This is a genomic window from Paraburkholderia sp. RL17-368-BIF-A (assembly GCF_046054045.1).
In the GTDB taxonomy this organism is placed as follows: domain Bacteria; phylum Pseudomonadota; class Gammaproteobacteria; order Burkholderiales; family Burkholderiaceae; genus Paraburkholderia; species Paraburkholderia graminis.
This window is the reverse complement of record NZ_JARESN010000001.1, coordinates 404,784-428,205: the sequence shown is the minus strand read 5'-3', so window position 1 is coordinate 428,205 and position 23,422 is coordinate 404,784. Positions and strand designations below refer to the sequence as shown.

19 protein-coding genes are annotated in these 23,422 nt (G+C 63.5%); 8 read left to right on the top strand and 11 right to left on the bottom strand.

From position 1 onward, the window contains the following. Positions 1-126: 126 nt before the first annotated feature. From P0D87_RS01875 to P0D87_RS01845, 7 genes are all read left to right on the top strand, one after another. The gene (locus P0D87_RS01875; RefSeq protein WP_053857956.1) at positions 127-1,011 is read left to right on the top strand and encodes an aldo/keto reductase; all 885 of its coding nucleotides are present in this window, start codon (positions 127-129) and stop codon (positions 1,009-1,011) included. Beyond that, a complete protein-coding gene (locus tag P0D87_RS01870; protein WP_408636712.1) occupies positions 1,008-2,480 on the top strand; it encodes an aminotransferase in 1,473 nt (490 codons plus the stop codon). The genes P0D87_RS01875 and P0D87_RS01870 overlap by 4 nt, the downstream gene beginning before the upstream one ends. Before the next feature lie 66 nt (positions 2,481-2,546). Beyond that, complete coding sequence (locus P0D87_RS01865) at positions 2,547-3,881, top strand: NAD(P)/FAD-dependent oxidoreductase (RefSeq protein WP_053857957.1); 1,335 nt, start codon at positions 2,547-2,549, stop codon at positions 3,879-3,881. Positions 3,882-3,933: 52 nt separating this feature from the next. Further along, positions 3,934-5,973 (top strand): hydantoinase/oxoprolinase family protein, encoded by a 2,040-nt coding sequence (locus tag P0D87_RS01860; protein ID WP_053857958.1) that lies wholly within the window; start codon positions 3,934-3,936, stop codon positions 5,971-5,973. Between the two features lie 31 nt (positions 5,974-6,004). After that, positions 6,005-8,032, top strand: a complete 2,028-nt coding sequence (locus tag P0D87_RS01855; protein WP_053857959.1) for a hydantoinase B/oxoprolinase family protein — start codon at positions 6,005-6,007, stop codon at positions 8,030-8,032. A 241-nt stretch (positions 8,033-8,273) separates the two neighbouring features. Further along, positions 8,274-9,845, top strand: coding sequence for an ABC transporter substrate-binding protein (locus P0D87_RS01850; protein ID WP_053857960.1), 1,572 nt, complete (start codon positions 8,274-8,276; stop codon positions 9,843-9,845). Positions 9,846-9,948: 103 nt separating this feature from the next. Continuing rightward, a complete protein-coding gene (locus tag P0D87_RS01845) occupies positions 9,949-11,226 on the top strand; it encodes an NAD(P)/FAD-dependent oxidoreductase (protein WP_053859013.1) in 1,278 nt (425 codons plus the stop codon). A gap of 47 nt (positions 11,227-11,273) precedes the next feature. On the opposite strand, the gene P0D87_RS01840 is transcribed toward P0D87_RS01845, so the two are convergent. After that, entirely contained in the window at positions 11,274-12,137 is an 864-nt protein-coding gene (locus tag P0D87_RS01840) for an SDR family oxidoreductase (protein ID WP_053857961.1), read from the bottom strand. A 101-nt stretch (positions 12,138-12,238) separates the two neighbouring features. Between P0D87_RS01840 and P0D87_RS01835 the strand changes: the two genes are divergently transcribed. Next, complete coding sequence (locus P0D87_RS01835; protein WP_053857962.1) at positions 12,239-13,138, top strand: LysR family transcriptional regulator; 900 nt, start codon at positions 12,239-12,241, stop codon at positions 13,136-13,138. A 10-nt stretch (positions 13,139-13,148) separates the two neighbouring features. On the opposite strand, the gene P0D87_RS01830 is transcribed toward P0D87_RS01835, so the two are convergent. From P0D87_RS01830 to P0D87_RS01785, 10 genes are all read right to left on the bottom strand, one after another. Further along, a complete protein-coding gene (locus P0D87_RS01830; protein ID WP_053857963.1) occupies positions 13,149-14,219 on the bottom strand; it encodes an SDR family oxidoreductase in 1,071 nt (356 codons plus the stop codon). A gap of 70 nt (positions 14,220-14,289) precedes the next feature. Next, positions 14,290-15,369, bottom strand: a complete 1,080-nt coding sequence (locus P0D87_RS01825; protein WP_053857964.1) for a maleylacetate reductase — start codon at positions 15,367-15,369, stop codon at positions 14,290-14,292. Further along, the gene (locus P0D87_RS01820) at positions 15,366-16,229 is read right to left on the bottom strand and encodes an intradiol ring-cleavage dioxygenase (RefSeq protein ID WP_029969316.1); all 864 of its coding nucleotides are present in this window, start codon (positions 16,227-16,229) and stop codon (positions 15,366-15,368) included. Before P0D87_RS01820 ends, P0D87_RS01825 begins: the two co-directional genes overlap by 4 nt. 20 nt (positions 16,230-16,249) lie before the next feature. Then, positions 16,250-16,534 (bottom strand): YciI family protein, encoded by a 285-nt coding sequence (locus tag P0D87_RS01815; protein ID WP_006051026.1) that lies wholly within the window; start codon positions 16,532-16,534, stop codon positions 16,250-16,252. Between the two features lie 29 nt (positions 16,535-16,563). Beyond that, positions 16,564-17,472, bottom strand: a complete 909-nt coding sequence (locus P0D87_RS01810) for an NAD(P)-dependent oxidoreductase (RefSeq protein ID WP_029969318.1) — start codon at positions 17,470-17,472, stop codon at positions 16,564-16,566. 4 nt (positions 17,473-17,476) lie between these two features. After that, a complete protein-coding gene (locus P0D87_RS01805; protein WP_044021613.1) occupies positions 17,477-18,547 on the bottom strand; it encodes a 2,3-butanediol dehydrogenase in 1,071 nt (356 codons plus the stop codon). A gap of 56 nt (positions 18,548-18,603) precedes the next feature. Then, on the bottom strand, positions 18,604-19,575 hold the full coding sequence (locus P0D87_RS01800; RefSeq protein ID WP_053857965.1) for an ABC transporter permease: 972 nt from the start codon (positions 19,573-19,575) through the stop codon (positions 18,604-18,606). Then, the gene (locus P0D87_RS01795; protein WP_053857966.1) at positions 19,572-20,525 is read right to left on the bottom strand and encodes an ABC transporter permease; all 954 of its coding nucleotides are present in this window, start codon (positions 20,523-20,525) and stop codon (positions 19,572-19,574) included. The genes P0D87_RS01800 and P0D87_RS01795 overlap by 4 nt, the downstream gene beginning before the upstream one ends. Continuing rightward, positions 20,509-22,083 (bottom strand): sugar ABC transporter ATP-binding protein, encoded by a 1,575-nt coding sequence (locus tag P0D87_RS01790; protein ID WP_053857967.1) that lies wholly within the window; start codon positions 22,081-22,083, stop codon positions 20,509-20,511. The genes P0D87_RS01795 and P0D87_RS01790 overlap by 17 nt, the downstream gene beginning before the upstream one ends. Next, complete coding sequence (locus P0D87_RS01785; protein WP_171799830.1) at positions 22,080-23,234, bottom strand: ABC transporter substrate-binding protein; 1,155 nt, start codon at positions 23,232-23,234, stop codon at positions 22,080-22,082. Before P0D87_RS01785 ends, P0D87_RS01790 begins: the two co-directional genes overlap by 4 nt. Positions 23,235-23,422: the final 188 nt, after the last annotated feature.

Genomic DNA, 23,422 nt, shown 5'->3' with positions numbered 1-23,422 from the left:
GCGCCCACGCTGCGCTTGCAACGCAAAAAAGCGCGTGTTACTTTTCGTGCACTGTTCGTGGCACGCCGTGCCGTATTGTGGCACACCTCTCTTAGAGTTGCAAAGCATTGGAGAACGATTAAGGCAATGGGACTCTCTTTTCAGCCGCCCGGCGCTGCGCCGGTTATCGAAGCGCACGGCGCGCGCTTGCCCGCCATCGGCCTCGGCACCTGGCGCTCCACCCATGACGAAGGGGTGCAAGCGGTGCGCGCGGCGCTCGCAGCGGGCTATCGCCATATCGACACGGCGGCGCGTTACGAGAACGAGCAGGCGGTCGGGCAGGCGCTCGCGGCGAGCGGTTTGCCGCGCGACGAAGTGTTCGTCACGACCAAGGTGTGGCACACAGAATTGCGCGCGGCGGATTTCAGGCGTGCCGCCGAGGCGAGCGTCGCGCGGCTCGGGCTCGATCACGTCGATCTGCTGCTGGTGCATTGGCCCAATCCGGATGTGCCGCTCGAAGAGACCATCGGCGCGCTCTGCGACGCGCAGCGCAGCGGCTTGACGCGGCATATCGGCGTATCGAACTTTCCGGCCGCGCTGCTCGATCGCGCGGTCGCGCTTGCTTCTGTGCCATTGGCCGCCAATCAGTGCGAATACCACCCGTATCTCGATCAGACGCGCGTGCTCGACGCGTGCCGGCGGCATCGCATGGCGCTCATTGCGCATACGCCGCTTGGCAGCGGCAAGCTGCTCGCCGATCCGGTCATCGCGGACATCGCACGCGAATACGGGCGCAAGCCGGCTCAGATCATCTTGCGCTGGCTCGTGCAGCAGCCTGGCGTGGCGGCGATTCCCAAGTCGTCGAATCCGCTGCGCATCGGCGAAAACCTGGCCGTCTTCGATTTCGAACTCGATGCGGGCGCAATGGCGCGCATCGGCGCGCTTGCTCGCGCCGACGGCCGCGTGAGCAAGCCCGCGTGGCATCCCGAGTGGGACGCACCTGCGCATTCATCAGCGGCGGACAAACCATGAACTTCATCGACACCGCCATGAACCCCGCCATGAACCCCGCGATGAACCCCGCCATGAACCCCGCCATGAACCCCGCGATGCGCACGCATGGCGAACTGACGCTCGAAACCGACCGGCGGCATCTGATGCATCCCGGCACGCATGCGTCGGATCATGCGTCGGGTCAACTCGATGCGCGCCTCATCTCGCGGGCGAAAGGGATTCGCATCGAGGATCACGCGGGACGCTCGTACATCGACGCGTTCGCAGGACTCTACTGCGTGAACATCGGCTATGGACGCGAGGAAATGGCCGACGCCATCGCCGCGCAGACGCGCGAGTTGTCGTTCTATCACACGTATGCGGGCTTCTCGAACGACCCCGCTGTCGAACTGTCGCGGCGCCTGATCGAAGAGTGGGCGCCGCCCGGCATGAAGAAAGTGTTCTACGGCATGTCGGGCTCGGACGCGAACGAAACGCAGATCAAGCTCGCCTGGTACTACAACAACGTGCTGGGGCGGCCGCGCAAGAAAAAGATCATCGCGCGGCAGCGCAGTTATCACGGCTCGGGCATCGCGACCGGCAGTCTCACGGGGCAGCCCAAGTTTCACGCCGGTTTCGATCTGCCGATGCGCGAAGTGCTGCACACGGCTAGTCCCGACTTCTATCGCGATGCACGTCCCGGCGCGAGCGAAGCGGAGTTCGTCGCGGATTGCGTCGAGCACCTGGAGCAACTGATCGCGCGTGAAGGCGCCGACACGATCGCCGCATTTTTCGGCGAGCCGGTGATGGGCTCGGGCGGCATCGTGCCGCCACCATCAGGTTATTGGCCCGCGATTCAGGCGGTGCTCAGGCGTCACGACATTCTCTTCGCCGTCGATGAAGTGGTGTGCGGTTTCGGCCGGCTCGGTTCGCGCACGGGCAGCGAGCACTACGGTCTCGAGCCGGATCTGATGTCGGTGGCGAAGGGCCTGACGAGCGGGTATCTACCGCTGTCGGGTGTGATCGTCAGCGAGCGCGTGTGGGATGTGATCGAGCGCGGCTCGCGTGAGCAGGGCGCGATGAATCACGGCTGGACCTATTCGGGCCATCCGGTGTGCGCGGCGGCGGCGTTGACGAATCTCGACATCATCGAGCGCGAGCAGCTCGTGAACAACGCAGCGCAGGTTGGCGCTTATTTCCAGGCGCGTTTGCATGAGGCGTTCGACGCGCATCCGCTCGTCGGCAATGTCAGAGGCGTGGGCATGCTCGCCGCGCTCGAACTGATGGCCGGCAAGAGCGAGCGCCGCCCGTTTCCGGCCGCGGCGAAGGCGAGCCAGCGGGTAGCGCAGGCAGCGCTTGCGCGCGGTTTGATCGTGCGTGCGCTCGGCACCAACGACATCGTCGGCTTTGCGCCGCCGCTTGTCGCCACGCGCGCGGACATCGACGAAATTGTCGCGATCGCGCGCCATGCGCTGGACGATGTTAGCGACGCATTGTCTGTGCAGTAGCCGCCTGTTTTCACGCCCTCGCTTGCCTCGCGAGCGGGGCTCTTCAACTCAACCAGGGACTCGACCGTGTCCACGCGCAAGCAGGTTTTCTCTTCCGATTTCACCGACACGCCGTACTGGTGGCAAGACTGGCGTCCTCATGACGAACTGATGTCGGACGTGCCTCGCGACGCGGACGTGGCGATTGTCGGCGCCGGTTATGCGGGCTTGTCGTGCGCGCTCGAACTCGCGAAGCAGGGCTTGCGCGTGGCGGTGCTCGAAGCGGACGTGCCGGGCATCGGCGCCAGCACGCTAAGCGGTGGCCAGGTATCGGGAGGCGTGAACGTCGGCAAGGCGCCGTCGGGCAAGAAGCTGGATAGTTCGGTATCCGAAGAACGGCAGAGAAGGCTGCTCGGCGAAGCGTCCGTGTCATACGAAGTGTTTGAAAACATTCTGCGCGACAACGCGATTGAATGCAGCTACGTCAAGGCAGGGCGCATCAACGCAATGTGGACCGATGCGCACATGGCCGCGTGGCGCAAGCGCATCGTCAATCTGAACGCCTATGCGCGCGCCGGCGCACGCATGCTGTCGCGCGACGAATTACGCGGCGAACTGGCGAGCGACATCTATGCGGGCGGCGTGCTGATCGAACGCGCGGGCCAGGTTCATCCGTCGATGATGTTCGCCGGTTTGCTCGCCGCGGCGCGTGGCGCGGGCGTGACGGTATGCAGCCGCGCGGCGGTTCGAAGCATAGCGCGAAGCGGCGCTCAATACCGGGTGGAAACGTCGCGCGGCGTGCTCACGAGCCGGCATGTGGTGATCTGCACGAACGGCTACACCGGTTCGTCGATGCCCGATTTGCAGCGTCGCGTGGTGCCGGTCGTGTCGCACCAGATTGCCACCGAGGAATTGCCGGCCGACCTGCGCGCCTCGCTGATACCGAAGCGTCGCGGCATCTCCGAGACACGGCGTGTCGTCAATTACTACCGCTATTCGCCGGATGGCAAACGCCTGCTGTTCGGCGGCCGCGCGCGCTTTTATCACCTCGATCGCCGCCAGTCGGCTGCGGTCCTGCACGCGCAGATGGTCGAGCGCTTTCCGCAGATGGCCGATGTGAAGGTCGCGTATAGCTGGGGCGGCACCGTGGCGCTCACGCTCGATTTTCTCCCGCATCTGGGCCGCACCGCCGATGGCATTTACTACGCGCTCGGCTGCAACGGCAGCGGCGTCGTGATGATGACCTACCTCGGCTACAAGGTCGCGCGGCTGATCGCCGAAGGGCAAGCGCCCGAGACAAGCGCCTACGGCACGCCGATGGTCACGCATCCGCTTTATAGCGGCAAGCCGTGGTTCATGCCCGCGCTCGGCAGTTACTACCAGATTCGCGACGTCATCGACAAACGCAGGCGGCACGCATGAACGGCCGCACATCGCTTGGCGCATACCATTTAACACAGGCAAGGGCACGACAATGGGCTTGAGAATCGGAGTCGATATCGGTGGATCTTTCACCGACTTCGCGGTGCTTGACGAGGACACGCGCAGCATCCGCACGCTAAAGGTGTTTTCGCGCCCGGACAGCCCGGGCAGCGAAGTGCTGGCCGGCGTAGAAGGACTGCGCGAGCGCTACGGCATCGAGCCGCACGATGTCAGCTATTTCACGCACGGCACGACGGTCGGCGTGAATGCGGTGGTACAGCGCCGCGGACTGAAACTCGGCCTCATCACCACGCGCAATTTCGAAGACGTGCTCGACATCGCGCGCCTGAAGATCCCCGATATGTATCACCTGATGTCGAGCCGTCCCGCGCCGCTCATTCCGCGCGACCGCGTGTTCGGTGTCATCGGGCGACTCGGCGCTGACGGCGAAGAAGAGACACCGGTCGATGAACAAAGCGTGCTCGATGCGATACGCGGCTTGCAGGCGGCGGGCTGCGAAGGCGTGGTGGTGTCGCTGCTGCATTCGTATCGCAACCCGGCGCACGAACAGCAGGTGAAAGCAATTATCGAGGCCACTCTGCCGGGCTTTTTCGTATCGTGCTCGCATGAGGTCTGGCCCATCATCCGCGAGTACGAGCGCACGGTGACGGCGACTATCGGCGGCTATGTGCAGCCGCGCGTGTCCAACTATCTGACGCAGTTGCAGGCGGCGCTGGCGGAAAGCGGCGTCGCGGCCGATCTGAAAGTCACGAAATCGAACGGCGGCGTGATGAGCGCCGAGCACGGCAAACAGAACTGCGTGCAGATGATTCTGTCCGGCACCGCGTCGGGCGTGATCGGCGCGGCGTATCTCGCGAGACTCTGCAACGTGAAAGATTGCATGAGCCTCGACATCGGCGGAACCACAGCGGATATCGCGCTGATCGTGGATGGCCAGCCGCAGTACGCGACCGGCGAATACATCGGCGAATTCCAGATTCATATTCCGTCCGTGTCGGTGTCGTCGGTCGGCGACGGCGGTGGTTCGATTGCGTGGGTCGACGAATTCGGCGTGCTGAAGGTCGGGCCCGAAAGCGCGGGATCGAGCCCTGGGCCAGTGTGTTACGGCCGTGGCGGCACGCGCCCCACAATCACCGATGCGTTCGCCGTGATCGGCGTGCTCGGCAGCGCCGCGCTCGGCTACAACGCGGTGAAGGTCGACGTGGACGCGTCGCGGCGGGCAATCGAACCGCTCGCCCGGCGTCTGGGTCTCGACATCTATCAGACGGCCGCGGCCATCATCGAGGTGTCGATCTCCGGCATGTATGCGGGCGTGAGCCGGCTCAGTTCGCGTTTCGGCATCGACCCGCGCACGTTCGCGCTGATGCCGTTCGGCGGCGCGGGGCCGATGCTCGGCTGCTTTCTTGCGCGCGCGCTGAACGTGCGCAATCTGCTGGTGCCGACCACGCCGGGCGTGTTGAGCGCGCTGGGCGGCCTGATTGCCGATACGAAAAACGATTTTGTTCGGACGACGTACTATCCGCTCAACCGCGCTTCGCTCGCCTTGCTCGCGCAAGATCTCGCGCATCTGGAAGCCGACGCGCGCGCATGGGTGATTCGCGAGGCGGGGACGGACGCAAGCGCCGACATCGTCGTATCGGCCGATATGCGCTATCGCGGGCAATCGTTTGAAATCGACACGCCGCTCGCGCGGGAAGCGATCACCGGCGGCGATATCGAAGCAATCGCGCAGGCGTTTCACCGCGAACACGCGCGCCTCTTCGGGCATAGCGACGAGAAGTCGCCGATTCAGGTGGTGGCGCTGCGGCTCGTCATCACCGCGCCCACGCCGAAGCCCGCGCTGCCGCGCATCGCGACAGGCGAGGGTGCGCCGCGCGCGGAATCGGAGATCGACGTGTATCTGGACGGCGCGTGGCGGCGCGTCCCGCTTTACCGGCGCTCCGCGCTGCTCGCGGGACACCGGTTCGCCGGGCCCGCAATCGTCGCGCAGGACGACACGACGACATGCGTGCTGCCGGGTTTCGACGGACGCGTGGACGAATACGGCAACCTCTTTCTCGAAGCGGTCTGATAGATCGATAGATCGATCCAGGAAACACACCATGACATTCGATAAATCCGTCCTTCAGATCTTCGCGAACTATTGCGTCGCGGCCGCCGAAAGCATGGCGTACACGCTCGTGCGAACCGCGCACTCCGCGTTCGTGAAGGAGACGGAAGACTTCTCCTGCACGCTGATGAACACGCGCGGCCTGACTTTCGCATCGCCGAAAACGCTGGGCGCGACCTGGTATCCTGGACTCGACTTCGGCGCGGTGATCGACATGATCGATCACTACGAGCCGGGCGACATCTGCATGACGAACGACGCGTATAGCGGCTACGTCGCCACTCATACACCCGACGTGATGATGTGGAAACCGGTGTTCTTCGGCGGCGAGATTGTCTGCTATGTCGGCGGGCACATTCACAACACCGATATGGGCGGCGCGGTGCCCGCGTCGCTGTCGCGCACGCTCACCGAGATCTATCAGGAAGGCATTCGTTTCGCGCCGACCAAGATCGTCCGCGCGGGCGTGCTCGATGAAGCATTGCTCGAACACATGGCGATCAACGTGCGCGCAGCCGAGCAGAATCGCGGCGACCTGAAGGCGCAGATCGCGATGCTGATGACCGGCGAGCGGCGTGTGCTCGAAATCATCGAGCGCTTCGGCATCGAGCAGTTTCGCGCCGGCATGGACGCGCTGCTCGACTATTCGGAGGAGCAGGCGCGCACGATCGTGCGCGGCATGCCCGATGGCGAGTACTTCTTCGCCGAGTACGCCGACGAAGATTCCGTCAACGGCAAGCCGTTGCGTGTTGCGCTGACGCTGACAGTGAAGGACGGCTCGCTTGTGTTCGACTTCACGGGCAGCGATCCGCAACTGAGTTCGTCGCTGAATATGCCGACGGGCGGCAAGGAGCGCCATGTGCTCGCGCTCGTTGGCCTCAACTACGTGCTGTATTCGCTGAACCCCGATCTGCTGCTGAATGCGGGCATGCTGAAAGTCGCGCGCTGCATCCTGCCTGAAGGCACGATCATGAACTGCGTGCCGCCGGCCGCGGTCGGCATGCGCAGTCTGACTGCGAAGGTCGCACAGTACGTCACCTTCGGCGCATTTTCGATGGTGTGCCCCGAGCGCCTGCCGGCCTGTCCCGCGGGCGGCATGTCGATTCTCAACGTGAAGACCGTCGACCGCAACGGCCGCACGGTGATCGCGTCGATCGGACCGGTGGGCGGCGGCGCGGGCGGCATGGCGTCGGCTGACGGCTCGGACGCATCGGGTGCGAATGTCGCGTTCCTGCGCAACACGCCAGTCGAAATCAACGAAGCCGAAGTGCCGATCCGCATCACGCGCTATGGCGTGGTGCCTGGCAGCGCCGGCGCCGGCAAATATCGCGGCGGGCTTGGAACGGTGATGGAATTTCGCGTGTCGTCGCCGGGTACGCTCGTCACGGCGCGCAATCGCGACCGCTCGCGCTTCGCTTCATGGGGCGTGCTGGGCGGCAAGGCGGGCGCCGTATCGCGGTTTACCCGCAACCCTGGCACCGACGGCGAAGAAGATCTCGGCGTGACCGATCTCGTGATGTGCGGCCCCGGCGATGTGATCCGTCTCGAAGGCTGCGGCGGCGGCGGCTATGGCGATCCGTACGAACGAGACGTGCAGAAGGTGCTCGAAGACGTTCGACGCGGTTACCTGTCCGTCGATCAGGCGCGCGAGTTGTATGGCGTGGTACTCGGCGCAGAAGCCGGCGCCATCGCCATCGACAAAGCCGCGACCCTGCATATGCGCGCCACCGCGAATACCGACGCGCAGCGGCGGCCGGCCTCTCACTTCGACTATGGCGCGGAGCGCAACGCGTACGAAGCGAAATGGACGCGCGAGCGCTACGACGTGCTGACCGGCATTCTGTCGCGCGCGCCGGTGGTATGGCGGCATTTTCTCAAGCACAAGATCTTCGATGCACTCGATGCAAGAGAAGCGGCCGGCACCTTGGAGCCGGGGTCAAAAGTGATCACGCAACTGTATGAAGAAGTGCTGCAACGCTATCCGCAGTTGCTTGAAGTCGAGGCATCGGCGAGCGCCTGATATCGCCCGTTGATGCCGCGCTTGCAGTGAGTCTTTCGCGCATAACCGGCGACCATGCAAATTGCCGCGTTAGCGCCGCAGGAACAGTTTGTTTATGCCGTCTGCCCTTTTTTGTCGGCGCTTTACGCGGTTTCTGCAGGCATACGATGCTGCTAACGAGCCGCGAAAAAATCTTCTCGCTGCCTATACGAACTTCTATGCAACATTGCCAGGATCACTTACCTCTGCGGAGCCAATTCAGATGAACGACGAAACGAATAGCCGCGGCATCAGCCGCCGCGACATGATGCGCATGTTGGCTGGGACCGGCATGATGGTAGCCGGCGGGGGACTCCTGACGACTGCGCCCGGCGCGCTTGCCGCCGAGGTTCCGAAGAAGGGCGGCAGCATTCGCGTCGCCTATAACGCGGGCTCCGTATCGGATACGCTCGATCCCGCAGCGGGCTCGACCGGCGGCGACTATATCCGCTTCTTCATGTTTTACAGCGGCCTGACGCAACTTGACGAAAGCCTCACGCCGCGCATGAACATCGCCGAATCGGTGTCGAGCGCGGACGCGAAGACGTGGATCATCAAACTGCGCTCAGGCGTCACTTTCCACGACGGCAAGACGCTTACTTCCGCCGACGTGGTGTACTCGCTGATGCGTCACAAGAATCCGCAAACGGCCTCGCGCGTGAAGACACTCGCCGACCAGTTCGCGAGCGTGACGGCGAGCGGGCCGAACGAAGTGACGTTGACGCTACAGGTGCCGAATGCCGATCTGCCCGTGATTCTCGCGACGCCGCAACTCGTCATCGTCAAGGACGGCACGACCAACTTCAACTCGGCGATCGGCACCGGTCCGTACAAGCTGAAAAGTTTTGCGCCGGGCGCGGGCACGGTGGGCGTGCGCAACGACAACTACTGGAAACCGGGGCACCCGTACCTCGATCAGATCGAACTGATCAGCATCAGCGACAACGCAGCGCGTGTCAGCGCGCTGCTCGCCGGTGACGTCCACCTGATCAACTCGGTCGATCCCCGTTCGACGCGGCGCATTTCGTCGACGCCGGGGTACGAAGTCAAGGAGACGAAGTCCGGCCTGTACACGGACCTGATCATGCGTCGCGACAACACGCTGACGGGCAACCCCGATTTCGTGAAGGGCATGAAGTACATGTTCGATCGCGAGCAGATCCGCTCCGCGGTGTTTCTCGGCTATGCGGTGACCGGCAACGATCAGCCGATTCCGCCGGGTCATCGGTACTTCAATGCTTCGCTGCCGCAGCGCGGCTTCGACCTCGACAAGGCGAAGTTTTATATGCAGAAGGCCGGCGCGGTCGGAACTACATTGCCGCCGATCTACGCCACCACCGACGCCAACGGCTCAATCGAAATGGCGCAACTGATCCAGCAAACGGCCGCGAAGATCGGCGTGAATCTGAGCGTGAATCGCGTGCCGTCCGACGGCTACTGGTCGAATCACTGGATGAAGCATCCGCTCGGTTTCGGCAGCATCAATCCGCGGCCTAGCGCGGATGTGCTGTTCACGCAGTTCTTCAAATCCGATGCGCCGTGGAATGAATCGGCGTGGAAGGACCCGAAGTTCGATCAATTGCTCGTGAGCGCGCGCGGCGAGACCGACGACGCCAAACGCAAGCAGATGTACGGCGAAATGCAGGCGCTGGTCACGGACGAAGGCGGCATCGGCATCCCGTCGTTCATCAGTCTGATCGATGCAAACGACAAGCGCCTTAAAGGGCTCGGCGCGATTCCGACCGGTGCGATGATGGGTTTCTCGTTCGCCGAATATGCGTGGTGGTCGGCATGAGCGAGGCGGGCGCTCGCTATTGATCGCTATGGTGACCGGCTCGCCGCCGACGCTTCGCTCGCGGGCGATGCCGGTCCGCTCCGACATTTCAATTAAAAATGCAATGAAGCTAGATTCGTACTGGCTGGACACCGCTCCCGACTTCAACGAGGGCGCCGACGGTCCCGTCGAGGGGCGCAGCGATGTGGTCGTGATCGGCGGCGGCTTTACAGGTCTATCGGCCGCGCTGGAACTTGCGTTGCGTGGGACGTCGGTCACGGTGCTCGAGGCGGGGCGGATCGCGGGCCAGGCATCGGGGCGCAACGGCGGGCAGTGCAACACCGGCGTCGCGCAAGACTTCGCTTCGCTCGCGGCCAGCGTCGGGCTGGAGCAAGCCCGCGCGTTTTACCGTGCGTACGAAAGCGCGGTACAGACGGTCGAATCCATCGTGACGCAACATCGGATCGACTGTGATTTCGTGCGTAGCGGCAAGCTCAAACTCGCGGCCAAGCCGAAGCACTTCGACAAGCTCGCGCGGACCTACCACGTGTTGCATCGCGAAGTCGATCAGGATATCGAACTGATCGAGCCGGCGCGCATGCGCACCGAAGTCGGCTCCGATGGTTTTCATGGCGGACTGTTGCAACGCAACGGCGCGCAGATGCATATGGGCAAGTTCGGCGTGGGGCTCGCGCAGGCGGCGGCGCGTCACGGGGCGCGCATTTTCCAGAACGCGGCGGTGACGCAGATCAGGCGAATCGCCGGTGGCGGTTACGAGATCACTAGTGCGCGCGGCGTGGTTCGGGCGGACAACGTGCTGGTGGCGACAGGGCCTTCGCGGCAAGGTCCGCTGCAATGGTTCCAGCAACGAATGGCGCCTGTCGGCAGTTTTATCGTCGTGACAGAGCCGCTTTCGAAGGGGCAACTGGACGCGCTTTTTCCGCAGCGGCGCAACTATGTGACGTCGCTGAACATCGGCAACTACTTTCGCGTCACGCCTGATAACCGGCTGCTGTGGGGCGGGCGAGCGAGATTCGCAATGTCCGATCCGCGCTCCGATGCGAAGAGCGGTCACGTACTGCAAGCCAATCTCGCGAAGTACTTTCCGGAGCTGGCCGCAACGAGAGTCGACTATTGCTGGGGCGGTCTCGTAGACATCACCGTGGACCGTCTTCCGCGCGCCGGACAACACGACGGGCTTTACTACTCGATGGGTTACAGCGGGCACGGCGTGCAGATGTCCACGCATATGGGCCGCGTGATGGCGGACGTGATGTCCGGTTCCGCCGATGCCAACCCGTGGCGCGCGCTGCCGTGGCCGCCCGTGCCGGCGCATGCCGCGCGCCGGTGGATTCTGCCGCTCGTCGGCGTCTACTATCGGCTGCAGGACGTTCTGCACTGAGCCGATGCGGTGCGCGCTCGCGCACCGCATGCAACGGCGCGTGAGACTCAGCCGACGAGGCCGGCGGCGAAGTCGCGGTATGAGTGCAGTGGCCGGCCGAGGATGCTGACAAGCCGAGCGACGTCGCCGGCTTCCGGCACCATCCCGTCGCTGACGAAGCGCTCGGCCATCAGGCGCATTTCGTACGCCATCCACTTCGGCAGGAAGTTCGTCAGGTTCTGCTCGAACTGGCTGGGGTCGTCGCCGCCGTAGGCAACCGGCCGGCCAAGCAGTTCCGACCAGATGGACGCGAGGCCCGGACCCGTCAACGTGTCGGGCCCAACGAGGTTGATGACGTCGACAGGCAATTTGCCGGGCGCCTGATCCCGACGCAGCAGTTCGATTGCCGCGACCTCCGCGATGTCGCGCGTGTCGACCATCGCGACGCCCTTGCTGCCGATCGGCATCGGGTAGACGCCGTGGTTCAGGATGACGTCCTTGATCGTCAGATCGTTATCGATGAAGTACGCCGGACGCAGGATAGTCGCGTTAAAGCCCATCTGTTCGATCATCCGCTCCGCGCCGGACTTCACCGCAAAATGCGGCACGTTCACGGAGCGCTCAGCGTGCATGACCGACAGGTAGACCACGCGCTCGACGCCCGACTCGCGAGCAACGTTGAGCGTGATGAGTGCCTGAGTGAATTCGTCGGCTGCCACGGCGTTGAGCAGAAACAGCGTGCGCACGCCGCTGAACGCGCTGCGCAGCGAGTCGATATCGAGCATGTCGCCTTGGGCCACGGCGACATCGGCGGGAAAGTCGGCCTTCGACGGATCGCGGACAAGCACGCGCACTTTGGCACCGAGCTTGACGAGCTGGTTGACGACATGGCGGCCGACACGGCCGGTGGCACCGGTAACGAGGATAGTCATGGTGTTACTCCTTGGGTTGGTTGGGACGCCTCCAAGGTAAGTGATCCATGCGTGGTCCGGAAGATGTTATAAAGAGACGGGGTATCTCACTGGTGGAACACATGGACCTTCTTGCTCTCGCGGATTTCAACCTCGTTGCCCGTCACGGGAGCTTCGGCGAGGCCGCCCGTGTGGCGGAGCGTCCGAAGGCCACGCTCTCGCGCAGGGTCAGCGAACTCGAGGACAGCCTGGGGCTCAGGCTGTTTGAACGCGGGTCCCGCGGAGTGAAACTCACGCAGGAAGGACGCGCGCTTTACGAGCGGACCGGTGCGCTTCTCGCGGAGCTTGCGGACAGCGCCGCCGCCATCACGTCGGGTAGCGAACACCCGCGCGGCCGACTGCGCATCAGCGCGCCCGCGCTCTTTTCGCAGATCGCGATGGGCAAGCTGGTCGCCACCTTCGCGCTGAAATACCCCGACATTCGACTGGAAGTGACGACGGAAGATCGTCCCGTCGACATGGTCGAGGAAGGCTACGATCTCGTGATCCGCGTGAACCCCGATGTCGACGAGAGCCTGATCGGTCGCGTGTTCCTGCGCGACCGGCTGGTCGTCGTGGCCACACCGGGCCTGGTGCGGCCGACGGATGGGTCGAGTGTTCCGGCTGTCGTTCGCGGGACGCCTGACCGGATCGCCGCGTGGGACGTCACGGGCCCGAAGGGAAAATCGCGCATCTCGATCACGCCGGTTGCGCACCTTTCGTCGCTGGTCATGGTCCGCGATACGGTGCGTCTTGGCGTAGGCGCCGCGAGGCTGCCGCTGTCGCTCGTGAGTCACGACATCGCGGCCGGCAGGCTTGCGCATTGGGGCGATGTGGACGGTCCCGACATCCCGCTATGGGCGCTTTATCCTTCGCGACGCTTGCTAAGCCCTCGGGTCTCCGCCTTTCTCGATCACATCAAGGAAGCGTTTCCTCTCGGAAAGCCCGAGGAACTGGCGGGATTTATTGGGTTGGATCCGTGAGGCGTGCCCTCTACGAAGGTATGACGCGTTCCTCTTTCAGTTTGTCGAAGAGGGCGAAGAAGGCATCCGGCGTGCTCTGATAGTCGAGGAAGCCGGCTTTGCGGCTCTTGCTCATGTCGGTCAGCACTTCCATCGGACGTCCGAGATCGGCGTCCGTATGCCACCACGACACGAGCTTTTCGATGCTCGCTTCCCTCAATTGATAGCGGGCCGCGATTGTCGCCCATTGTTCGCCGGCTCCCTGCATGCGATGTTCAAGCGGACGCGTCTCACCGTCGAAAGGCGCAGGCTCGATGCCGAAGTACTGCGCCAGTTGCGACCACATCCATTGCCAGCGGAACACGTCGCCATTCACAACGTTGAAGTCCTCGTTGCGCGCGGCGGGCGACGTTGAAGCCCACTCGAGATGTCGCGCAAGCAGGCGCGCGTCGGTCATATCCGTGAGACCGTTCCATTGCGCGGCCGAACCGGGAAACATGAACGGTTGTCCCGTTTCCTTGCACAGCGTCGCGTACACGGCGAGCGTCACGCCCATGTTCATCGCGTTGCCGAGCGCGAAGCCGATAATCGTATGCGGCCGATGCACGCTCCAGTTAAAGCCGTACTGACGCGCTGCTTCGAATAGCCGGTCTTCCTGCTCGTAATAGAAATTGTCGACGGGTTGGCGGCCCTGTTCCTCGCGAAACGGCGTAAGCGGCACAGTGCCCTGCGCATACGCTTCGAACGGTCCGAGATAGTGCTTGAGCCCTGTGACGAGAGCCGCGTGTTCCAGCGTACCGGACGGTCCCAGCGCGTCCAGTACATGACGGACCATTGCACCGTTCACTTCGATGTTCTCGCGCTCGGTCGCCTGTCGCGACCACGCAGTAAAGAAAACGTGCGTGAACTGCCGGCCCTGTAGCGCATTGGCGACGGATGCGGCGGAAGTCAGATCGGCGGTAACGGATTCCATCGCGCGATTCGCTGCGCTCCGGCCGCGTGAAAGACCTGTCACGTCCCAGTCTCCGTACGCGAGTAGATGTTGCGCGAGATTGCCGCCGACGATGCCCGTCGCGCCGATGATGAGTGCCCGTTTTTTCATAGCGAATTGAAATTGAAAAGTGTCTGTTTGCAGGAGTAGATGCGGAGCCGCGCGTCGGTAAGGGAAGCGCTTATACGCTTTCGAACGTGCGGCTGTCGGGCCGCATGCCGTCGAAAGCTGAAGTGAGCAAGCGGTGTACCGCTTCGTATGAGAGTGGCCGGGGGTTGTAATACGGCGCCTGCATTGCGGCGGCCGCAGCCGTCGGAATATCCGCTGCGCGCAGGCCCAGCGCTTTGAGAGACGCCGGCGCATGAAGCGAGCGGCCAAGCTCGTAGAGCGAGGTCGCGGGCTCCGGCGTATCGAGCGCTCTGCACAGACGTTCGTGTGCCGCTGGCGCTGCCGGCAGATTGAACGCCATCGAGTACGGCAGCATCACCGCATGAGTTTCCGCGTGCGGCAGATCGAACATGCCGCCGAGCGTGTGGCACAGCTTGTGATGCAACGCCATGCCGACGCTTCCCAGCACGGTCCCGCATAGCCATGCACCGTACTGGGCGGCTTCGCGTGCCGCGATGTCGTCCGGCTGTTCGACGATGCGCGGCAACGCATGCGCGAGACTGCGGATGCCTTCTTCCGCGAAGAGCGACATCACGGGATTGGCGTCGTGCGCATAGAGCCCTTCGGCGGCGTGCGCGATGGCGTTGAGGCCGCTCGTGGCCGACAGCGCTGCCGGCAAGGTCAGCGTGAGGCACGCGTCGTAGATCACGGTGCGCGGCAGTACACGGTAGCTCTTGCCGGTCTTTTTCTCTCCGGCGGAAGTCATGCCGTAGATCGGCGTGACTTCGGAGCCCGCGTAGGTCGTCGGAATCGCGAGGATCGGTAACGACGTTTCCAGCGCGATGGCTTTTGCGAGCCCCAGCGTCGACCCGCCGCCCGCCGCGACCAGTCCATCGGCGCCCGCTGCGAGCGCGGCCGCAACGCCTTCCTGCGCGGTTTCCACGGGCACATGCATGACGGCCCGATCGAACACGTCCGCGCAGTGCTCGCCGGCTATTTTGCGCACGCGGTCCGCGAGAAAACGTTGCTCCGGTGTGCAGAGCACGAGCGCGCGCCGGATGCACAGTTCGTCGAGTTCCTCCGCGACGCGCTCGATCGCTCCCGCGCCGAACACGATGCGGCCGGGCCGGCTGGTGTAGGTGAAGGCAATCATGACGATCGGCTCAAGACAAAGTCGAATTCGAGGGTGCTGAAGGGCGTCGTCATTGCGGTGCCGTCGGGCGCCGTGCCGCTCTCGTGATGAATCCACTGCGCAATCAGCGACGAGCGCACGCCAAACACGGCGTCCGAATCGAGGTAACGATCGCCGTCGCGGAACACGTGCGTGACGAGCCGTTCATAGCCGGGCGCCGTGATCATGAAATGCAGATGCGCAGGGCGCCACGGATGGCGCCCCAGCGCTTCGAGCATTCGCCCCACCGGACCATCGTGCGGAATCGGGTAGGGCACCGCGACGATCGAGCGAAAGTGATAGCGCCCATCGGAAAGACTATGCAACACGCCGCGCGCGCGGTGCGTGTCGGCGTCGCTGTGCTGGACGTCGTAGAAACCATCGGCGTCCGCCTGCCAGACTTCGATGCGTGCGCCGCTCACCGGTTCGCCGTCCCGGCCGCGCACCACGCCCGACACGAAGCACGGTTCGCCTCGCGCGCCGTTGGCCACGTCGTCGCCGTTGCGATACTCGGGCGCATGGTCGACGAAAAACGGCCCGAAAACCGTGGCTTCCGTGCAGCCTTGAGGCTTGCGATGCGCCATCGCGGTCACGAGCATCGAAAGGCCGAGCGTATCCGACAGCAGAATGAATTCCTGACGGCGCTCGTCGGTGATATGGCCGACCTCGGTGAGAAAGCGGATACCGGCTTCCCATTCGCGTTCGGTCAAGCCGACTTCGCGGGCGAAGTCGTGCAGATGCCGCACTAGACTCGTGACGATCGTCTTCAGCCGCTCATCGGGTGCGTGTTCGTGGCGTGCAAGAACGGCATCCGTGATGGTGTTTTCGTCGAGGTTTCGCATGAATCGATTCCTTGATCTGCCTAGCGGTTGTCGACGCGCTTGAGGAACGGGCGGATATCGACGGTACGCCAGATTCCAGCCTTGTTGAACGGGTCGTTGCTGTTAAAGCGCATCACGTCGCCGATCTCGTCGGCTTCGAAAAGAAAGAAACTGCCGATCATCGTTTCCTCGTCGCCGGCCAGCAGCGGGCCCGACATGACCATTCTGACTGGCGACGTGGCCAGGTACGCCTTGTGTTCTTCGTAATGGGCAAGGCGGCGTTCGACCATGTTGTCGTGGTCGAGGCAGTAGACGGTGTAGTGCATCGTGACTCCGGAGTAAGGTGAAAGCGTACTTAGCGGGTAAGGCCGGCTTGTGCTTCGACAGCACGCACGATGGAAAAGAAGTCCAGTTCCGCTCCATCGCCTTGGGCGTAGTGCGAAAACTGCTCGCGCACGAGTGCCGCGGCTGCCATCGGGACGCCGGCTTCGACGCCGGCGTCGACCACGAGCGACATGTCCTTGAGCATCTGCCGCGAAGAAAACGCGGGAGAGAAGTCACGTTTTTTCAGCGGATCGAGTTTGTATTTGACGAGCGGCGATGCCGCGACGCTGTCGCCGATCACGTCGAGCATCTCGGCCCAGTCGAGGCCGCCTTTCGTGCCGAGCGTCAAGGCTTCGGCAAGCAGCACGGCCGTCGAGCCGACGAGGTGATTGATGGCGAGCTTCAGATAACGTGCCTGCTGATCTTCGCCGACATAGTACTGACGCGCCGACATGGCCTGGAAGACGGGCAACGCGCGCCCGTATGCCTCTTTCGCGCCCGATGCGAATACCGTCAACTGTGCGTTGCCGGCAAGGACCGTGCTGCCCGATACCGGCGCGCAGATGTAGCCGACGCCGCGCTTACGCGCTGCTTCGCGAACTTCGCCCGATGCCGTGGGCGACACCGTACTCATGTCGATATAAACGGCGCCGTCGTTCGCATTTTCGATCACGCCATGTGTGCCGAGCGCGACTTTACGCAATACGTCGTCGTCGGGGATGATCGAGAACACGAGCGGCGCCGAACGCGCGACACTCGCGACATCCTCTGCACGCCGCGCGCCGAGTCCAACGGCCTCGTCGACGCGTGCTGTATCGACGTCGTACACGGTCACGTCGAATCCCGCGGCGAGCAGATTGCGCACTATGGGCGACCCCATCTTGCCGAGCCCGATCCAGCCTACCGTTTGTGTGTGTTGCTTCTCTTGCGTGTGCGGCATGTCGTCACCGTGTCTGGGGATTGATGAGAATCTTCATCTTGTCGCTGCCTTTGTCGCTCAGTACGTCAAAGCCTTTCTCGACGACTTCGTCGGCATCGATCAGATCGTGAATGAGCTTTTCAACCGGGAACTTGCCGTTCGCGATCATGCCGATGATGCGCGGCCAGATCGTGACGGGGTAACACCATGTGCCTTCGATCCGGATGTCCTTCAGCGACCATTTCATCGGGTCGACGCTCGCTGTGCCCACGTGCAGACCCGCCTGAACCACAGCGCCCGCCGATCGCACCGCGTCGACGCATGCGTTCAGCGCATGCTGGTTGCCCGCGCATTCGATCGCCACGTCCACGCCGACGCCTTCTGTCAGGTCGCGAATCTTTTGCGGCAGTTCGCCGTCGGATGGATCGAAGATTGCGGTCGTGACGCCGAAGCCGGCCATCTTGTCGGCTCGCGCCGCATTGGGTTCGCTCACGAAAATCTTCGTGGCGCCCGCTGCATGGCAGGCGAGGGCGGCAAGTACGCCGATCGGGCCTGCGCCGGTGATCAGCACTGTGGAGCCGACCGTGACGCCGCCACGGTCGACCGCATACAGCGCGACAGCGGCGGGTTCGATCAACGCGCCCTGTTTGTCGCTCACGGTGTCGGGCAAGCGGTTCGCGTGATAGTCGTTGAGCAGCGTGTATTCGGCCATTCCGCCGCCGTCCCAACTGAGCCCGACGCAGCCCATTTTCGAGCACAGATGGCGCATGCCGCGCGCGCAGTAATAGCACTGTCCGCACGACGCGAGCGGCATCACCGAGATGCGGTCGCCGCGTTGCACGTTCTTCACGTCCTTGCCGACTTCGACGACTTCCGCGCTGAATTCATGGCCAAGCACCTGAGGCGCTTTCGCGCCTGTCAGCGCATGCGGTTCGGTCGGCACCACGATGGGCCCCGCCTGATACTCGTGCAGATCGGTGCCGCAGATGCCGCACCACAGCGGCTTGACGATCATCTGGTTCGCGCCCATGCCCGTCGGGTCCGGTACGTTTTCGACCCGGACATCGTGCGCACAGTGAAAACGCACTGCTCTCATGTTCGACTCCTTGGTTAGCCGGGCCATTTCGTATGGCCTCGTGTGAATGGGTAAATTCAGCGCTGCCGGCGGCTCACGTAGCACGCGGATGCGCCGATGATGATGACGCCCTTGACGATGATCTGCGCCTGCACGGGCATGCCGATCAAGAGCACGATGTTGAAGACGACGACGAGAATCGCTGCGCCCGCGAGTCCGCCTGGCAGCGAGCCGCGGCCGCCGGAAAGGGCGAGGCCGCCCATCACCGCGGCGACGATCGAATCGAGCTCGAAGCCGCGTCCCACCCAGTTGTCGACGATGCCGACATAGCCCGACAGGATCAGCCCCGCCAGCCCGGCAAGCAGCGCGCTGATCGCGTAGCACGCGATGCGCACGGTGTCGGGGCTCACGCCGACCAGTCTCGCGGCGACGGCATTGCCGCCCACCATGTACACGCGTCGCCCGAAGGTGGACAGATGCAGCAGCGTGCCGAACACGATCGCGCACGCGAGCAGCAACAGCACGTTGACGGGCACGCCCGCGACCGAGCCCGTTCCCAGCGTGTGAAAAAGCGGTGGCACGTTGCCCGAAGGCGCGCCTTGCGTATAGGCGAAGCGCAGGCCGTCGAGCACGACCGCCGTGGCAAATGTCGCGAGAAACGGCGACACCTGGCGCTTCGTCACGAGCAGGCCGTTGAGCAGACCGGCGCCGATGCACAACACGAGCGTGACGCCGAAGATGGCGGGCGCCGAATGGTTGGTGTCGTCGAATGCGGTGGCGATGACGGCTGCCGTGGCCATCACCGAGGCAACCGACAGATCGAGTCCGCCGACAAGAATCACGAACACCTGGCCGATCACGACGATGCCGAGCGGCGCGAACTGCACCAGCATGTTGACGACGTTGTCGGCACGAAGGAACGTCGGCGACCTTGCACCCGAAAGCGCAATCAGCGCCACGAGAAACAGATAGATTCCATAGCGTCGCGCGACACCGAGCGAGAGCTTGCGCGCAGGCGAGGCGTCCGTGCGTGGAGCAACCGAGTTCATGCGAGCCTCCGTTTCTGCTGGACATTCACGCAGACGGCGGCAATGATCGCGACGCCCTGCACGATAAGCTGATACTGCGACGGCACGCCCGCGAAGTTGATCAGGTTGTTGAGCATGCTGAGCAGATACACGCCGAGCAGCGTGCCGATGACGCCGCCGCGCCCGCCGCTCAGAATCGTGCCGCCGACCACAACCGGCGTAATCGACGCCAGCGTGTAGTTGGCGCCGAGATACGGTTGACCCGATCCGAACTGGGCAGCCAGATAGATGCCCGTGAGACCCGCGCAGAGCGACGAGAACGTGTAGACGAACAGAATGACGCGTTTGCGGGGAATGCCCGACAGCGTCGCCGAGTTGTCGTCGTCGCCCACGAGGTAGACGTATCGCCCGAGGCGCGTATTGCGCATGAAATACGATACGCAGCCGTAGAGCAGCAGCACGACGGTGGCGGTCACGGGCACGTTGGCGTAGCGGCCGTAAGCGAGTGCGTCGAAGCCGTCCGGCACGCCGCCCGCCGGGCCATTCGCGTAGTACAGAATGCCGCCTTGCAGCACCGCGCCCATGCCGAGCGTGACGATCAGCGGATGCACGCGCAGCCAGAGCACGAGCAGGCCATTGACCAATCCCACGAGGACGGACAGCGCAATCGCCACTGCGATCGCCACGGCCCATCCGCCTTGTGTGGCTTCCGACAAACCGGAGGTGAGCGTGGCCGACACGCTGATCAGCGAGCCGACCGACAGATCGATGCCGCCCGTCAGCACGGCGAGTGTCTGCCCCAGTGCGACGAGCGCAAGTCCCGTCGCCTGCTGATGGACGTTCAGCAGATTGGACAGCGTCGAAAAGCGGTCATTCACGCTGGCCCCGGCGACGAACAGCATGACGATCAAACCGGCCACGATATACGCGGCTGCGTTCAGCGGAACATGACGCCTAATGAGCGAATGCATGTGCGCCTCCCGTTCGAACGAATTGCCCGCCGCCGGTCGCGAGCGCCATGATGCCGTGCTCGGTCATCTCGTTGCTGCTGACTTCGCCCGCGATGCGTCCTTCGCGCATCACGAGGACGCGGTCGGACATGCCGATCACTTCCTGCAACTCGGAACTGATCATCAGGATGCCGAGTCCCCGATTCGTCAGTTCGCGCATCAGGCGATAGATTTCCGCCTTCGCGCCGATATCGACGCCGCGGGTCGGTTCGTCGAGAATCAGCACGCTGGTGCACACGCGCACCCATCGGCTGATCAGCACCTTCTGCTGATTGCCGCCCGACAGTGTCGCGACGCTGCCCGCGGGGCGCGCGCCCGCAATGCCGAATTCGCGGATTGCATCGGCGCCCGCGCTTCGCTCGTGTTTCGCTTTCAGCAATCCGAAACGGGACACATGCTTGAGCGTTGTCGCCGTGACGTTCTGCGCGACGTTCAGGTACATCAGCAAGCCTTCGGACTTGCGGTCTTCCGTGACGAAGCCGAGGCCGAGGCGGATTGCCGTTGCCGGTGTCATGCGCGTATGGCGCGCGCCGCGCACTTCGATCGTGCCGCGCGCGGGCAGCGCGCCGAATACGCCCGACGCGAGTTCGGTGCGGCCGGAGCCGACCATGCCGGCGAGTCCGACGATTTCGCCGGCGCGCACCGAAAGCGAAGCATCGAATACGCGATTGCCGACCTGCAGCCCTTCGACCTTCATCAGCACCGTGCCGCCCGGTTGCAGCGTGGGCTTTGGCGGATAGATGTCCTTCATTTCGCGGCCGACCATCATGCGCACGAGATCGGCGCGCGTCGTTTCGGAAACGGGCTGTGTGCCGATCTTGCGGCCGTCCTTCATGACGGTCACGCGGTCGCACAGTTCGAAGATTTCATCGAGCCGATGCGAGATATAGACGATCGCGACGCCGCGCTCGCGCAGCACGCGCAGCCGTGCGAACAGCAGTTGAACTTCCTTGCCCGCGATGACTGCTGTCGGTTCGTCGAGTATCAGCACGCGTATCTCGCTGGCCATCGCCTTCGCGATCTCGACCATCTGCTGACTGGCGACCGAAAGCGCGCCGACACGCTCGCGCGGATCGAGTTGTACGCCGAGTTCGTGCAGCAAGGCGGCGGCGCGTTCGTTCATCGCGCGATGGTCGATCGTGCCCAGCCGCGTGCGCGGCTCGATTCCGGCGAAGATGTTCTGCGCCACGCTCGATTGCGGAAACAGCACGAGTTCCTGATAGATGATGTGAACGCCGTGCGCCTTTGCGTCGGCGGGGGACTTCCACACCATTGGCTGACCTTCGAATCGCAATGCGCCTTCGTCGGGGACATAGGCACCCGCAAGCACTTTCATCAGCGTCGATTTGCCTGCGCCGTTCTCGCCGACGAGTGCGTGAATCTCACCGCTACGCACACCGAAGTTCACGGCATCGAGGCTCTTTACACCAGGAAATTGCTTCGTGATGCCGGTGACCTCGATCACGTCGGGCTGCGCGTCCAGGCTTTCGCCTGCCGGACTGGATGTGGGCTGGTTCATTTTTCACCCGGCAACTTGATCTTGAAGGTCGACGGGTTGTAGTCCGCGCCCATGCCGCCGTCGATGATCTTGTCGGGCGGACCCTTCGCGTCGACCACCTGATCGATGTACTGGTCGGGATGCGGGACCGATGCCGTTTCGTCGCCACGCGTCAATGCGATCTGCGGACTGATCTCGTAGATCCTGGGCAAGGGCTGACCTTGCAGCACCTTGAGCGCGACATCGAGCGACGTGCCGCCCATTGAAGGCGGATAGCCGATCTCGAGCATCGGAATCTTGTACTTCAACGCGAGTTGCAATGGGCCGTTCAGATCGGCTGTCGTATGCGGCGGAATTTCGCCTGGCTTGAATCCGGCCGCGACGAACGCTTCGATCGAGCCCGCGACGGGCAAGCCGTGCGCGCACCACACGGCGTTGATGTTGTGCCCGTACTTTGCGATCATGGCCTGCATCTGCTGCTTGGCCTTCACGGGGCTCCAGTCGGAATACACCGTGTCGAGCACCTTGATGCCCGGATATTGCGAAAACACTTCGTGCGCGGCCGCCTCGCGGTCAGCGCTGACGCTCGACCCCGCCTGGCCTGCGAGCATGATGACGTTGCCCTTGCCATGCAACTTCTCGACGATCCATTGCGCCCACACACGGCCCATCATCGCGTCGGAGCCCGTCACGAACGAAACAAAGTTGTCGGATGAAATGCGCCGGTCGACCATCACGACGGGTATGCCCTGTTTCATCGCACGCGTGACAACGGGGTCGAGTGCCTTCTGCGTATTCGCGCTGACAATCAGCAGATCGACACCCCGCGAGATCAAGTCCTGAATGTCGGCGGCCTGTTTGGCGTCGTCCATGTTTCCGTTTGTGATCAGCAGTTGCCTGATCTGGTCGGGATGGTCGGCCGCCGCCTTCATCAGCGAGTGCTGCATCACGACGCGCCAACTATCGCCGAGTCCCGCATTCGAAAAACCGATCACATAGGGCGGCTTCTTCTTGAACTTCGCCGTGTCGGCGAACGGAATCTGCACGGCGGGATTGAACAGAAACGTACGCGGCGCACCGGTGTAATCCGCACGCGCGGCACCCGAAACTGTCAGAATGAAGGCCGCGGCGGCGAATACGCTCGCACGGTGAAGGCGGGTCGAACGACGCATGAATGTCTCCGTAAATGTTCTGATATCTGTCGGGAGACGCACGCGTTGTGGCCGCCAATTTTCGACGCGGCTGGCTGGCACCTACGCGGGTAACGAGTTCTATAATCTGGCGTTACCGATGCTGGATACAGCGTGCTTCCCGACGGCGCCAATGTCGCATGGTTGACGGAGCGCATCTAGCAATTGCC